Annotated in this window: 14 protein-coding genes and 1 pseudogene; 10 read left to right on the forward strand and 5 right to left on the reverse strand. The window is 58.8% G+C overall.

All coding sequences use genetic code 11. The features are described 5' to 3' along the window. Positions 1–91: 91 nt before the first annotated feature. Positions 92–820 (reverse strand): NAD-dependent deacylase, encoded by a 729-nt coding sequence (locus A6764_RS15990; RefSeq protein ID WP_065068170.1) that lies wholly within the window; start codon positions 818–820, stop codon positions 92–94. Between the two features lie 86 nt (positions 821–906). Between A6764_RS15990 and A6764_RS15995 the strand changes: the two genes are divergently transcribed. After that, positions 907–1,695 (forward strand): metallophosphoesterase family protein, encoded by a 789-nt coding sequence (locus tag A6764_RS15995; protein ID WP_065068169.1) that lies wholly within the window; start codon positions 907–909, stop codon positions 1,693–1,695. Positions 1,696–2,075: 380 nt separating this feature from the next. On the opposite strand, the gene A6764_RS16000 is transcribed toward A6764_RS15995, so the two are convergent. Beyond that, positions 2,076–3,260: a NupC/NupG family nucleoside CNT transporter gene (locus A6764_RS16000; protein WP_029097375.1), complete on the reverse strand. Its 1,185-nt coding sequence runs from the start codon at positions 3,258–3,260 to the stop codon at positions 2,076–2,078. Positions 3,261–3,419: 159 nt separating this feature from the next. On the opposite strand from A6764_RS16000, the gene A6764_RS16005 reads away from it, so the two are divergent. From A6764_RS16005 to A6764_RS16025, 5 genes are all read left to right on the forward strand, one after another. Next, the gene (locus A6764_RS16005) at positions 3,420–3,848 is read left to right on the forward strand and encodes a disulfide oxidoreductase (RefSeq protein WP_029097376.1); all 429 of its coding nucleotides are present in this window, start codon (positions 3,420–3,422) and stop codon (positions 3,846–3,848) included. Between the two features lie 3 nt (positions 3,849–3,851). Beyond that, the gene (locus A6764_RS16010) at positions 3,852–4,319 is read left to right on the forward strand and encodes a thioredoxin family protein (RefSeq protein WP_029097377.1); all 468 of its coding nucleotides are present in this window, start codon (positions 3,852–3,854) and stop codon (positions 4,317–4,319) included. Between the two features lie 242 nt (positions 4,320–4,561). Next, on the forward strand, positions 4,562–5,365 hold the full coding sequence (locus tag A6764_RS16015; protein WP_264622279.1) for a FixH family protein: 804 nt from the start codon (positions 4,562–4,564) through the stop codon (positions 5,363–5,365). A gap of 44 nt (positions 5,366–5,409) precedes the next feature. Next, the gene (locus A6764_RS16020) at positions 5,410–6,045 is read left to right on the forward strand and encodes a glycosyl hydrolase family 18 protein (protein WP_231558780.1); all 636 of its coding nucleotides are present in this window, start codon (positions 5,410–5,412) and stop codon (positions 6,043–6,045) included. A gap of 340 nt (positions 6,046–6,385) precedes the next feature. Continuing rightward, on the forward strand, positions 6,386–6,823 hold the full coding sequence (locus A6764_RS16025) for a GreA/GreB family elongation factor (protein ID WP_065068418.1): 438 nt from the start codon (positions 6,386–6,388) through the stop codon (positions 6,821–6,823). Between the two features lie 115 nt (positions 6,824–6,938). On the opposite strand, the gene A6764_RS16030 is transcribed toward A6764_RS16025, so the two are convergent. Next, positions 6,939–8,561, reverse strand: a complete 1,623-nt coding sequence (locus tag A6764_RS16030) for an alkaline phosphatase family protein (RefSeq protein ID WP_264622281.1) — start codon at positions 8,559–8,561, stop codon at positions 6,939–6,941. A 301-nt stretch (positions 8,562–8,862) separates the two neighbouring features. Here A6764_RS16030 and A6764_RS16035 point away from each other — a divergent pair, with 301 nt between their 5' ends. Beyond that, on the forward strand, positions 8,863–10,353 hold the full coding sequence (locus A6764_RS16035; protein WP_029097381.1) for a potassium/proton antiporter: 1,491 nt from the start codon (positions 8,863–8,865) through the stop codon (positions 10,351–10,353). A gap of 95 nt (positions 10,354–10,448) precedes the next feature. Here the strand turns inward: A6764_RS16035 and A6764_RS16040 are convergent, their stop codons facing one another. Continuing rightward, positions 10,449–11,081 carry an NUDIX hydrolase gene (locus A6764_RS16040; RefSeq protein WP_029097382.1) on the reverse strand — a complete coding sequence of 211 codons (633 nt, stop codon included), beginning with the start codon at positions 11,079–11,081 and terminating at the stop codon, positions 10,449–10,451. 221 nt (positions 11,082–11,302) lie between these two features. On the opposite strand from A6764_RS16040, the gene A6764_RS16045 reads away from it, so the two are divergent. The 3 genes and pseudogenes from A6764_RS16045 to A6764_RS16055 form a co-directional block, all read left to right on the forward strand. Continuing rightward, positions 11,303–11,884: an LOG family protein gene (locus tag A6764_RS16045; protein WP_029097383.1), complete on the forward strand. Its 582-nt coding sequence runs from the start codon at positions 11,303–11,305 to the stop codon at positions 11,882–11,884. Positions 11,885–12,088: 204 nt separating this feature from the next. Beyond that, on the forward strand, positions 12,089–12,271 hold the full coding sequence (locus tag A6764_RS16050) for a hypothetical protein (protein WP_029097384.1): 183 nt from the start codon (positions 12,089–12,091) through the stop codon (positions 12,269–12,271). A gap of 193 nt (positions 12,272–12,464) precedes the next feature. After that, positions 12,465–12,818, forward strand: a pseudogene (locus tag A6764_RS16055) (sigma-70 family RNA polymerase sigma factor); the annotation flags it as partial. A gap of 8 nt (positions 12,819–12,826) precedes the next feature. Here A6764_RS16055 and A6764_RS16060 read toward each other — a convergent pair. Then, a complete protein-coding gene (locus A6764_RS16060; protein ID WP_065068168.1) occupies positions 12,827–14,326 on the reverse strand; it encodes a recombinase family protein in 1,500 nt (499 codons plus the stop codon). Positions 14,327–14,389 lie beyond the last annotated feature (63 nt).

Genomic DNA, 14,389 nt, shown 5'->3' on the forward strand with positions numbered 1-14,389 from the left:
TTATTTGTCGATCGCGCTCACATGTTTTATTCTAGTAAACATTCTACAAAAAATCAAGAGGAAAATGAAAAAAATCCTCCATTTTTTTCTGTCAGTGTCCCGACAGCTTCTCTTCCACCATTTTCAACACGGTGCCGATCGATGCGTCGTCGATCACCAGGTCGGCCAGATCGTCCAAAGGTGTCGGCTCTCTGTTGACGATCACCAGCCTGGCCCCGGCCGCTTTTGCCTGCTGCGGAAACCAGTTGGCGGGGCTGACCACGAGCGACGATCCCAGCACGAGAAACAGGTCGGCCTGTTCCGTCCACTCCGAAGCCTTCGCCAGCGCCGCTTCCGGCAGCGCCTCTCCGAACAGCACGACCGCCGGACGAAGAAAACCGCCGCAATCGCAAACCGTCCCGTCCGGCTGCAGGTAACGCGCCGCCGGGTACGTCCGCTCGCACGCCAGACAGCGCAGCGTGCCCAGGGTGCCGTGCAGTTCGACCACGTTCCGGCTGCCCGCCTGCTGATGGAAGCCGTCCACGTTTTGGGTGATGATTCCGCGAATCCGCCCGCGCCGTTCCCATTCGGCCAGAATGGCGTGCCCCGCGTGCGGACGGCAGGCCAGGAGCCCTTCGATGCGCATCCGGTAAAAGGCGGCAAACCCCTCCCGATTGTGCCGCAGCGCGTGGGTGCTGGCCAGTTGGGTCGGGTCCTTTCCCCGCCAGATTCCCGTCAGCGCGGAACGAAAGTCGGGCAGCCCGCTTTCCGTCGACATGCCCGCTCCCGTAAACACGACTGCATGTCTGGCCTCCCGCAGCCATTCCGCCAGCTTGTTCATCCGCGATCCCTCCCGTTTTCACGCAAACGTCCCCTACACATATTGTATAGGAAGAGAGTTGCGTTTGTATACGAGGGGGCGTCGGCATGGCCATATATTTGGTGTCGGATATTCACGGTCACTATCGGGTGCTGCGGGCAGCGTTGAATCGCGCCGCCTTTTCTCCGCAGCGCGGCGACCGCCTGTACGTCCTGGGGGACGTGGTGGACCGCGGACCGCAGTCGAGGGAAGCGCTCCGGTACCTGCTGAAACTGAGACAAACCTATCCGGACCGGATCGTTCTCTTGAAGGGCAACCACGAGCAGATGCTGCAGGATTGGCTGGAGGGGAAGGGAGACGCCAACCTCTACCTGCGGTTCAACGGCGGTGACGCCACCGTCCGCTCCTATCTCGGCCACCAGTCCCTGCGGCGCGCCTTCATGGGCGGCCTTCCTGCTCCGGCCGTTCAGGAAAAGGCACGCAGCTACATTCTCTCCCGCTATCCCTACCTGCTGCCGTCGCTCGCCTCCCTGCCGCTGTACGCGGAAATGCCTGCCGATCCGGCATCCGGAACCCCGGCCGCCCTCTTCGTCCACGCCGGCATCCGTCCCGGAGTCCCGCTCGCCCAGCAGCGGCCCGAAGACCTCCTCTGGATCCGCCAGCCGTTTTACGAGTCCTACAGGGGAGAGACGGTGGTCGTGTTTGGCCACACGCCTGTCTCCATCCTCCCCGGCTATACCGGGAGCGGGGTATGGCAGCGCGGCAGCCTGATCGGCATCGACGGCGGCGCGGCCTCCTGGCAGGGCGGTCTTTTGCTGGTGGAGTGGCCGTCGCTTCGCTACGTGTACGTACCGGTGCGAGAGATATATCCCACGCCGCGCATTCATCTTCGGTAGCGCAGGATCAGCGGCGGTGGCACGGACAGAGCGGTCCCTGCTTCCTGCAGCAGAGAAAGCCGCCGAAACAAAGTCGGCGGCTTTCCGTGCGTGTCTATGGTATGCTGCAGTTGTGAAATGACGATTCGCCCGCGGCAGCGGACTTTCTGCGACAAGCATAGAGCCTCGTCCGCCATGCTGCGCATGTTCGGCCGGGCTTTCTTTTCAACAGAGAGCGAAGGCGGTGTGAACGGATCACATCAGCCTGACAAACCGTAATCGCCACGCTTTACAACCCTTGCTCACCCTCATCCTCATCCGGCTCGTCCACCACACAGGGAAACAACTGTGAGGAGCCATCCGCGCCCGCCTCCGGCAACTGTAGGCAGGCGCTTTTTTTTCTACAAAAACAGACCGACCACCGTCGCCGACAGGATGGACGCCAGCGTGGAGCCGTACAGCAGCTTCAAGCCAAACGAGGCCACCTCGTCGCCCCGCTTTTCGTGCAGCGCCTTGACTGCGCCGGTGATGATGCCGATCGATCCAAAATTGGCGAAGCTGACGAGAAAGACGGAGACGATGCCCGCGGTTTTGGGAGAGAACTGCGCCGCCTGTTCCTTGAACGACAGCATCGCCACGAATTCGTTGGTCACGAGCTTTGTCGCCATGATCCCGCCGGCCTGCACTGCCTCCGCCCAGGGAATGCCCATCAAAAAGGCGACGGGGGCGAACAGGTAGCCGAGCACGGACTGAAACGACAGCCCGAACACGTACGAAAACAGATAGTCGATCAGATTCATCAGCGAGATAAACCCGATCAGCATCGCGGCGACGAGGATCGCCACCTTCAGTCCGTCCAGAATGCTCTCGCTGATCATCTGGAAAAAGGTCAGCTTCCGGCCAATCTCCTCCACCTCCAGCAGGTCCTCTTCCCTGCTGACCGTATAGGGATTGATCAGATTGGCGACGATCAGGGCGGAAAACATGTTCAGCACGATCGCCGTCACCACGTACCTGGGCTCCAGCATGGTCATGTACGCTCCGACGATGGCGATGCTGACGGCGCTCATGGCCGAGGTGCAGAGCGTGTACAGCCGCTGTTTGGAGACCGCGCCCAACTGTTTTTTCGTCGTCAGAAACACTTCCGATTGACCGAGGATGGCCGACGAAACGGCGATGTAGTTTTCCAGCTTGCCCATCCCGTTTACCGCGCTCAGGGCCAGTCCGACGCCGCGGATGATGACGGGCAGCAGGCGGAAGTAGTTGAGCATGCCGATCAGCACGGAAATAAAGATGATCGGCAGAAGCACATCGAGAAAGAAGTTGGAGACCCCCTGGTTTTCCAGTCCGCCAAAGACGAAATCGACCCCGGTGACCCCCAGCTCCATCAGCTTGCCAAACGCGCGGGACACGGCGCCGATCAGCGCCACTCCCACCTCTGTATTCAACAGCACAAACGCCAGCACAAGCTGCACCGCCAGCATGATGGCGATCGGCCTAAGCCGGATGCCCCTGCGGTTGTAGCTGGCAAGCGTGCCCAAGAGAAAGACGAGAACGAGACCACTGACAAAAAAAGCAATCGACATGTAAACCTCCAACCTTATCAATTCGTCCGGTTTTCCGTAGTATGCGTCATTGTCTTTCCAAACCATTACTCGACGGAATCCAATGACTTTCACAAATATTACTTTGAATAAGTTACTTCCCATTCGTAATGTGTGGTAAGATGAGGACGAGGTGTTGATATGCGACGAGAACAAATCAAGGAATACGCGCTGTTCGGTTCATGGGTGGTATCGCTCATCGCCACGGCTGGAAGCCTGTTTTTTTCGGAGGTGATGAAATACATTCCCTGCGAACTGTGCTGGTTCCAGCGGATTTTCATGTACCCGCTGGTCATTCTGTTGGGAGTCGCCGCCGCCAAAAAAGATTACCGCATGTCGTCATACGCCTTGATTCTGTCTGTCATCGGCGGATGCATCTCCCTGTACCACTACCTGATTCAGAAAGTACCCGCGCTGAACGATCTGGGTACCGCTTGCGGCATCATTCCCTGCAACACGGATTATATCAACTGGCTGGGCTTCATCACCATACCTTTTCTCGCCCTGGTCGCCTTCATCATGATTGCTGTGCTGCAAGTCTTCATCCGCAGATACGAAAAGGAGAGCTAAGTCATGAAAAAGGTCATCGTCCTTTCGGTCATTGTGGCCGCCCTGTTGATCGCCGCGATCGTCTACTCCGACATCGCGAACCAAAAAGCGGCGGAAGGCAATCCCTTTGGCAAGGCCAACCTGCATCCGGCCACGATCGAACAACTGAATGATCCGCTCTACGACAACCAGATTCTCCCTGATCAACTGAAAGCAAAGCTGGACGGGAAAGAGGAACTGTTCGTCTACTTTTACAGCCCCACCTGCGAGCACTGCCGGGCTACCACTCCCATCCTGGTGCCGGTGGCGAAAGAGCTGAAGGTGGACGTGAAAAAGCACAACTTGCTGGAGTTCAGCGCCAGTTGGGACGCGTACGGCATCGAGTTTACCCCGACCCTGGTCCACTACAAGGACGGCAAGGAAGTCTCCCGCCTCGTCGGCGAACAAACCGCCGAGCAGTTGAAAGCCTGGTTCCTGGAGCAAACGAAATGACATGAGCCTCCCCCTGCGGGAGGTTTTCCTGTGCCGTTGGCCATAAAGGTGGCGGTTGTGTGAACACTCCGTCCATCCGTCCGGAAATAGCCCGTTCGAGCCATAAGGCTTTTCCCTGCTTTTGCCTATAATGGTGAAGGAGGCGGGACGTCCGCAATCGAGCCCGCCTTTGGGGAGAGGCGATCATCCCGACGGCGACTGCCTGCGCGTCGGGAACAGGAAAGAAAGAGGGGACATTCAGCATGAAGCAATACATAGCAGCATTGGCCGTGGCGCTGGCCCTGATGGCCGCCGGCTGCGGCAGCCAGGAAGAAGCCGCGCCGTCCGCCAGTCCGGTGGAAGTGGCGCTGGCCCTCGCGCCGAAGGAACCGGTCGCCGGAGAAGCGATCACCTTTGCCGTCACGGTGACACAGGACGGCGCTCCCGTCAACGACGCCAGAAGCGTGGAGTTTGAACTGTGGAAAGACGGGCAGGAACAGCACGAAATGATTCCCGCGGCGCTGGAGAAAGACGGCGTCTACACGGCGCAAAAAACATTTGCCGAACCCGGCTCCTATTACGTGATGTACCACGTGACCGCGCGCGACTTCCACAACATGCAGAAGCATCCGTTTACGGTCAGGGCAGCCGGCGGCGGCGAACCCGCGTCCCAACCGGCCGAACAAGCCGCAGGTGCCCCCGACGGCCGCGACAGCGGGCAGGCCGCCGATCACGAGCACGGCGGCGAACACGGCGCGAATCACCGGCACACCAGCGGCGTCGACTATCACTTCCAGCCGGCCGACACGCTCACAGCCAACGAAGCGGCCGCTCTGACCGTCCGCCTGACGAAAGACAACCAGCCGCTTGCCAAGGCCGCGGTGCGTTTTGAATACTGGCGCGCCGGCGAAGAACGCCACCAGTTTGTCGACGCGGCGGAAACGCAGCCGGGCGTATACGGCGCATCCGTCACCCTGCCCGCTTTCGGTGACTACACCGTCAACGTCCACGTGGAAAAAGACGAAACGATCCACGACCACAAGGAGTATACCCTCCACGTCCGATAATCGCGGCGAAAACCCTTGCATGTGCCATCACCCCGGAGGTGATCGTGGAGGACGCCAAACAGCAGGGCACCGCCCCCTATCTGATGGTCTTCGCCACAGACGGAACGGGCGAACTGACCCGGCTGCTATCCGATCCGGCTCTGCGGCAGCAGGCGGTACAGCAAATCGTCTCGCTCGCCAACGAGCGGGGATTTGCCGGCGTCGCGCTTGATTTTGAAGGCCTTGGCCTGGATGGCGACATCGCAGCCGCCCGGCAGCAGTACACCGATTTTGTCCGGCTGCTCGCCCACCATCTGCACGAGTCGGGCCTGTCGCTCTCGCTGGTACTGCATCCGCCGAACGGGGCGTATAAAGGGTACGATTTCGCCGCGTTGGGGCAGTTGGCCCACGAGCTGATCCTGATGGCGTACGCTTATGGGGACGAAAAGCAGCCCGAGCCGATCGCCAAGGTGGACGAGGCGGTCAAGCTGGCGATGGCCCAGGTGCCCAAGGAAAAACTGCTGCTCGGTATCTCGCTCGCCAGCGAAAACGAGCAGACGGTCAACGGCAAGATCGGGCTGGCCAAACGCTACGGCCTGAAAGGCATTGCCCTCTGGCGGCTGGGCCTTCTCACCGAGCCGGAGCGGGCACAGATCGAACGGACGATCGAATGGAAGCAGGGGCAGCCCGTCACGCAGTAGCCATTTACGTGTATCCGCAGCGGACCATGCCGAAAACTTCCTGACCGGTGTTTATGCCTTCCCCAAAAACAGCCCTATGGTGCAGGAACAACGCACCGAAGGGCTGTTTTTCGTCTGCGGCCGCTTGCAGCAAACAGGCGGACGCTGCACTCCCGCTGGAAACCATGTTGTAATTTTCCAGGATTCAGGTAAAATGGAAGCAAGGTCCCATGCGTTTGGAGCAGGGGGCCACATTCTTTTATTCGGAGGAGATTGTATATGAAAATGAGGCGAACGCCCTGGCGACTCACCACCTTTGCTGACCGGTGGTCCATACCAATACGAATAGGAGATGATTACGGTGAACCGTAGTACCCTTACGCCCCTGCGCCGCCGACTGGTGGAGCAGCTTGTCTATTTTGACGAACAGCGCATTCCGTTCCTGGATTTGCATTTTGCCGGAAAACAGGCCGAGCGCCAAAAAGCCAGTCAGTGGCTGGATCAGTACGTATCCACAGTGGAATCCCTGCTTCATGAGACAGCCGGGAACACGACTTCCGATCTGCCCAGGGTGGTGATCGGATCGCAAGTAACGCTGCACTATGTTGAGGATGGGTACGAGGAGCAGTTGACGATCTGCTTCCCGGAACAGACCGATCCGGATGCGGGACGCATCTCGTTCCTTTCGCCCCTCGGTCGACAGTTGTTGATGCATGCCGTAGACGACACGCTGCGCCTGGAAATGCCCATGGGCACGGCAGAGGTGATCGTCCGCGCCATCCGCTTCGTCGACTGGTAACGTGGAAAACAACGGCAATCCCGCCTGCCGCGGATTGCTTTGCACATACACCTCCCGGACAGCGGCCATCTGCAAAGGATGGCCGCTCCTCATCCCCCCGTGCACATCGCCCGCGTCATCTGCCTGCTCCGATCCGCACGCGGCTCGCCTGCACGAGCGACAGAAGGTATGCTTTCACGTCCACGATGCGGGCGGGCGGCGCGGGCAGTCTCCCTTTCCCCGCCGCGATGAAGGGGAACAGGGAATCCACGCGGTGCAGTCCCCCGTGGTTGCCCCCGCCCGGATGGTTGGGCGACCCGTTGGCGTGAAATTCGGCGCCGGGAACGGCCGTCACCACCAGGTAATCGCCGGGATGCGAATGCAGCGCGCCATGCAGCCGGGTCAGTCCATCGGGATATTCCCGTGAATGGATGCGCCCGGTGACGGCATCGCGGGCCAGGCCCAGCACCGCCCAGTCCCCCTCCACGTCCCATGTGCGCCCGTACGGGTCCCGGTACGTCCCGCCGAGTCGGAAGCGAAGACGGCTGCCGCTGCCTCCTCTCTGGACCTGAACCCACTCCCCTTCTTTCCAGGCGATCAGATCGATCCGCGGCTCGTTGCCCAGCGCTCCGGCCAGTCCGGACAGCGGCGCCCGCGGCGACAAGGCGTACACGTAACACATCCGGCCGTTGACGGCGATCGCGACATCGTCGTCGGCGCCCGCCTGCCTTCCCATCGGCAGGACGCGGTACCCGGCAGCGGCCATCATCTTGTCCAGCTCGATGACCGCAGCCGTCCTGTCCGCCGCCGTCGATGCCACTCCGCTGTCGCCCATGACGACAAACACATGGTGCTCCAGCGCCCGCCGCCAATCGCCGAACGCGTTGAGGATGATCTGCAGCTGCCGGTCCATGTTTTCCACGCCGGACGTATCGCCGGGGCCGTTTTTGTGCAGCCGTCCGTCCATGTCGGGAAAATAGGCAACCGTCACATCCGGAAGCCGTCCCCCTCCCGCCAGGCTGACGAGGCTCTGAGCGGTGTAGGCGTCGTTGAAGCCGAACGACTGCAGCGGTCCCTCCGGCAGCGGCTGATTCGTCACGCTGGACAGCGTCCCGAAGCCGAGCAGATGCGGCCCCATGACGGAAACCTTCTGCGTCTTCAGGACGAGGTTGGCCAGATTGGCCGGCAGGACCAGTTCGTGCGGGACGCTGCCCCGGTAGATCAGACCGTTGATGGAGGCGGAGGTGAATCCCGCCTGATCCAGCGCTTCATGCAGCGTCTCGACCCGCTTGGAAAGATGCTGCTGATTCAGGTTGTACAAGCTGTCCGTCAAAAGCTGCCGGGGGCCGTTCTGCCAAACGGCACGCGAGCCGTCGCCGTAGTTGACGATCCGTTTCTCCGCGGCGTGATACCAGAGCAGCCCGGGAATTCCGTGCCCGTCGGCATAGGTTCCGGTCAACAGCGAGCTGTCGATGGTGACCGACATGGTGGGAAAGGAGCTGATGACATCCCGCTTGTACACGCCGTTCTCGATGAGAAACCGGAGCGCCGGCAGCTTGTTGGCGGCGAGCAGCCGGTCGATCGACGGGGACAGCAGGGAATCGACCAGCAGGACGATGACCTTTGGCCTGTCGGCAGTCGTTTGGAGACGGGCTGTCCCGGACGGGGGCGTCTCATCCGCATTCGGACCGCCGCAGGAGACGATGGCGAGAGACAGCAGGGCAGAGACAATCAGCGCGGCACATGTTTTTCGCAACACAATCGATCCTCCGTACCGTACGAGAAGTAGTCTTGTCGATATGGTTACATTTCCCGCACACCCAAAGGTTTATCCTCTCGAGGCCCGCCATCCGACCGCGCATGAAACATCGTCCCACGCCGTGCACGCCGGCCAATCCCCCGGCGGCCATCTCAAGCGCCCATTGCGGACACACCGACATTTTCAATTGACAAAAAATTGCGATATAATTACATATTGCCCTGTGAAACGTTCGGCAGCACGGAGATAAAACGAATGGCTGGCATCGGTCCTGCCGATTCATGTGAAAGTAGGTGAGTGCATGTCCATTTCCACCGACCACTTTAGCCTGTTGATCGCCATCCTGTTGGTCGTCGGTGTCCTTACCACCAAGTTTTCTTCCCGGATCGGCCTGCCCGCCCTGGTGTTCTTTATCGCCGTCGGCATGTTCCTCAACCGGTTCATTTATTTTGACAACGCCGCCCTCACCCAATTGTTCGGTATCCTGGCCCTGATTGTCATCTTGTTCGAGGGCGGCATGCAGACAAAATGGAGCAAAGTGCGGCCCGTCATCGTTCCCTCCCTCTCCCTGGCTACGATCGGCGTCTTTCTCACCACACTGGTGATCGGCGCTTTCGCCGCGCTCATCCTGCAGGTTTCCTGGCTGGAGGGCATGCTGTTCGGAGCGATCGTCGGCTCCACCGACGCGGCAGCCGTTTTCGCCGTGCTCGGCAGCAAAAACATCAAAGAGCGGATCTCTTCCCTCCTGGAGGCGGAGTCGGGGACCAATGACCCGATGGCCATGTTTCTGACCGTCTCGCTGATCCAGCTCATTGCGATGCCCGATGACGCCAGCTTCTTCTCACTGGTCTTTTCCCTGCTGTGGGAGATGGGCTTCGGCCTGGTGATGGGGATGCTGCTGGGGAAAGCGTCCGTCTGGGTCATCAACCAGATCAATCTGGACTCCTCGGGCCTGTACCCGGTGCTCTCCCTCGCGCTGGCCATCTTCACCTACGGCAGCACAGCGCTCCTGCACGGAAGCGGCCTTTTGGCGGTGTACGTGATGGCGCTGGTGGTCGGCAACTCCGACCTGACCTACCGCCACTCCATCTTCCGCTTCAACGAAGGCTTTGCCTGGATGATGCAGATCCTGATGTTCATCCTGCTGGGGCTCCTGGTCTTCCCCGATCAACTGCTGGACGTGACGTGGCAGGGGCTGGTGCTGTCCGCGCTGCTCATGTTCGTCGCCCGGCCGGTCGGCGTCTTTGTCAGCACCTGGTTCACCCGCTTCAGCTTCCGGGAAAAGATGTTCATTGCCTGGGCCGGACTGCGGGGGGCCGTTCCCATCGTCCTGGCCACCTACCCGCTGCTGGCCGGACTGGACAAGGGGCAGCTCTTTTTCAACGTGGTGTTTTTCGTCGTCCTGACGTCCGCCTTGATTCAAGGCGGCACCATTTCCCCGCTGGCAAACCGCTGGGGGCTTTCCACCGGTCAAAAGACGGTGGTTCCCCACAGCCTGGAGCTGGTCTCCATCGGCAAAACCAATTCGGAGATGATGGAAATCGAACTCAAGGCGGATACGGCGGCGGCGGGACGGGAGATCCAGTCGCTGTCGCTCCCCGACAACACGCTGATCACCGCGGTCATCCGCGATGACAGGCTGATCACGCCGCACGGCTCGACGAGGCTGCAGGCGGGAGACATCCTGTACGTCTTGTGCGAAAAACCGAAGCGGGAACAGGTAAAGGCGGCCTTGCTGAAAAGCCGGAAGCAGCCGTCCGTCCCGCGAAAAAGCAGTCCCCCCTCGGCGTAAGGGGACTGCTTTGGTTTTCAGCGATACCGCCACCGCTGTCTTGCCTCGACCACGTCAAAAGCGCCCCTTCAATCCGCTGGCAGCACCGGCTTCTGCTACGAGTAAGGGTGATGCTTTTCGATGTGGTTCAGGTAGTAAGACAATGCCTCAGCAGTCCCGATCGGATATACAATGACATCAGGCTGAATGTGAGGACTGCGTGCAATCAGGCGAGCCCCTTCGTCCATCAGCGTTTGCAGGGTTGCTCTTCTGAAAATTCCTTTCTTTACCTGCTCTTTCTTCATGGTAATCACCCCGGAAACTTCATCTGTTTTCAGGTCTCCGGGTGAAGATATCAATTTTGCCAGATAGATGACAATGTAATAGATTTCCCCTTCCCGGGGACTGCCGCTCGGATGAATCATTTCATAAATAGCCAGTGGTTTGCATTCGTCTGCCATGGTAATGGTCCGAATTTCCTTGTCCCTGGATATGTACACTGGATTTGCAGGTGAACATTGTATGTGTACCTCCGCTCCGATTTCTTCCATCGCTTCTCTTTTTCCGCAAGATGGCAAATCTTCCCCTTGTTCCAGATGTCCCCCAATGCCAGCGTAAAAGAGTTCATTGGAAGTGAACTTGTGTCGCGTTCCAGCCAACACGAATACATAGTCGCCCTGTTCATCCTTTAGCGCAAGCCCAACTCCAATCTCCGCGTGGTTGGGTACGTAACGGAATATATCGCCCATACGAACCTGTCCCTTTTTGATTTTCGAAACAAGCCATCCGTTCCTTTTGTAACGTCTCCTTCGTGGAGTGCCTCGGTCCGTACCCCGTCCAGCCGCGCCTGCCGTAAAACCGGGAACCCCGCTGCTGAACCTCAATCAATGGTCCTGGCACTCTCCCTTTCTTTTTCCATAATCACCAGTATATAATAGAAAGTCAACCACAGCGTCAGGAGGGAGAAACCATGAACAATGTATGTGTCTACGCCGGCTCCAATCCGGGCGTCGATGCGGTGTACGCCGAGGCGGCCCGAAAATTGGGCCATGAGATTGCCCGCCGGGGACTGGGGTTGGTCTACGGCGGCTCCAACATGGGGCTGATGGGCTGCACCGCCAACGCCGTGCTGGAATCGGGAGGCAAAGCGATCGGGGTGATGCCGCGCGGATTATTTCGCGGCGAAATGGCCCACACGGGATTGAGCCAATTCTACGAAGTGGCCGACATGCACGAGCGGAAAGCGAAAATGGCGGAGCTGTCGGACGCCTTTATCGCCCTCCCCGGCGGCTACGGCACGTGGGAAGAACTGTTTGAAGCCGTCAGTTGGTGCCAGTTGGGCATCCACCAAAAACCGGTGGGCATTCTCAACGTCAACGGGTATTACACACCGCTCCTGCAGATGATTGAGAAAGCCGTGAGCGCCGGGTTCATGCCCGCCTCCCACGCCGACCTGCTCGTCAGCGACAGCGACCCCGCCCGCCTGCTGGACAAACTGACCGCCTATCAACGGCCGGAGCTGGCGAACAAGTGGGGGCAAAAGGACGGATAGCAACCGGCCAACCGTCTCCACCATCCTGCCGAACGCGACGGGAACATAGAAAGCCGAATCCTCTCCAACATGCTCTTTCAGAAAACACTGATTTTGCCGATACATGGGGTGTAGGGAAGGGGACTCACGGCTCCTGAACCGAAGTCCCTCTCCGTCGAGGAACACCCTGCCTCTGTGGCAAGATGTGAAAAGGAGATGGTACCGATGACGGCAGTAAAGAACATCACGTTTCATTTTTCCGGAGGCGATTCGGTGTCCATCCGGACGACGGAACCGGAAGAGATCGTCCAGATGGTTGCCAACCTCAGCGATGGATGGCTTCAATACGATGACATCGTGATCAACGTGCGAAACATTTCCTATCTGCGCATTACCGACGCCGAGTGATCGCGTACACAAATCCAGCCCCGGCGTCGTGTCCCGGGGCGCCGTTTTGTCCTGCTTGCTTGCGATCACATCCCCGGTGGTTCACGGTTTTCCGACGGTTCCATCTGCGCCGTCCTTTTTCCCGTACAGGCACGCATGGGCAGCCGCCCACATATGGATAGGTGTAAGCATTCCAGACGTGGAGGTGGCAGGCGTGTCCAGCATCTTTGCGGCGCTTTCCCTGTTGTTCAAGGAACTCATGCTGTTTGTGGCCTACGTCAAGAACAACGCGTTTCCCCAGCCGCTGCCCGATACGGAAGAGGAAAAATACCTGAGGCTGATGGCAGAAGGGGACCCGTACGCGCGCAACAAGCTGATCGAGCACAACCTGCGGCTCGTGGCCCACATTGTCAAAAAGTTTGAAAACACTGGCGAAGACAGCGAAGACCTGATTTCCATCGGCACGATCGGTCTGATCAAAGCCATCGAGAGCTACCAGGTGGAGAAAGGGACCAAACTGGCGACGTATGCCGCCCGCTGCATTGAAAACGAACTTCTACTGTCAATCGGGATGCATCAGAACGTGTAGACGTCGATGTGATCCTGAAAGACCTTGACCTCGCGAACGACATGGCGAATCAGTTCCCGTTTATCCTCGAACGTAAGCTCATCAGGCGCCTTGGACAAGTAGTAGTAGGCCGCTTCCCGCAGGACATTCCGGTTGTCCCCACCCTCTTCCATGCGTTTGACCCGATCCTGCCATTCCGCGAGCTGCTGCACCAATCGGTCCTCTTTGTCCTTCAATTCACGCAGTTCCTGGCGAATCTCCTCTTCCCCCAGGTCCTCTTCGCCTGAAGCAAACAGCTTCAGCAATCGCTTGCGGCCGACTCTGGTTTTTTCCAACTCTTTTGTCAGCCGGTTGATTTCAGCTTGCTCGAAAGAGGTTTCGTCGCTCTCCTCAACGGCTGCAGCCATTTCCTCCGGATGATCCAGCCAGGATCGGACCGTCTCCCAAATTTCCCTGTCCAGGTCCTCGCACTTCACTCGCCGCCCGCATCCGTGGTGTTTGGCTCCTGCCGTGTTTTTGATGTCTGTGTACTCGTAGACATCCCTCCCCCAATGCTTTGTCTTTCGACCGGTCATCGTGTTTCCGCAGTCCCCGCAGCGAACCAACCCGCTTAACAAATAGGGATGAAGGCGTCTGCCGGCCCATCTTCTCCGGGATTCCTTCAACAATTTTTGCGCATGCACAAATGTGGATTCATCGACGATCGCGGGGCACGGAAGTAAAATCCACTCTTCTTTTGGCCGCTGTCTCATGCGGACCCTCTCCTCGGGCGAACGAAACCTGTTTCCAAGCATCCCCTCTGTATTCCAGCGATTCTGATAAAACTTCCCGATGTACGCTTCATTCATCAGGATCTGACGAACCACTTGCCGGTGCCACACATCCGCTCCGCGTTTCGTTGGCACCCTCTTGTCCGTCAAATACTTGGCAATTCCATTGATGCCCTGCACCAGGTCATTGGGCTGTGTGAAAAGATCGAAGATGAGCCGGATCACCACGGCCTCGTCCTCTTTCACCACCATTTGCTCGGTGGTGGGGTCATAACCATACCCGTATATTTTAAAATCCCGCAGCACTCGTCCTTGTCGTGCCTTTTCCTTCCGCCCCCGGCTCATCCGCTCATTGATCTTGGCTTTTTCGAACTCCGCGATGGCGCCGCGCATGCTGTAAAACAGCTGCCCTTCCGGTGTTTTGGCGTACTCCCCATTCACGAACACCAGCTCTACCCCGCGTTTGTCAAACTCGTCCGTGATGATCAACTGGTTCATCAGCTTGCGTGAAAGACGATCCGGGTCCAGACAGATGACTTTTGTAATGAGGCCCTCTTTTACGTCTTGCCGCAGCTTGGTGAGGGCAGGCCGATCCAGAAACTCACCGGATACGTCATCGACGTATTCGACCACCTCACGGGTCCCCGCCTTCTTCCGGCACTCCCTGATTTGGTCGTCGAGGCTGAATCCGCTTCTCGCTTGTTCTTCCGTACTCACCCTGGCGTATATCCCGACCATTCAGCTTCTCCCTCCTGTATTTTCCTAACAAGTACTGATAACAGGCGGAACGGATACTGTGAG

Origin of the sequence: Brevibacillus sp. WF146 (assembly GCF_001673705.2) — a bacterium.
GTDB classification, from domain to species: domain Bacteria; phylum Bacillota; class Bacilli; order Brevibacillales; family Brevibacillaceae; genus Brevibacillus; species Brevibacillus thermoruber.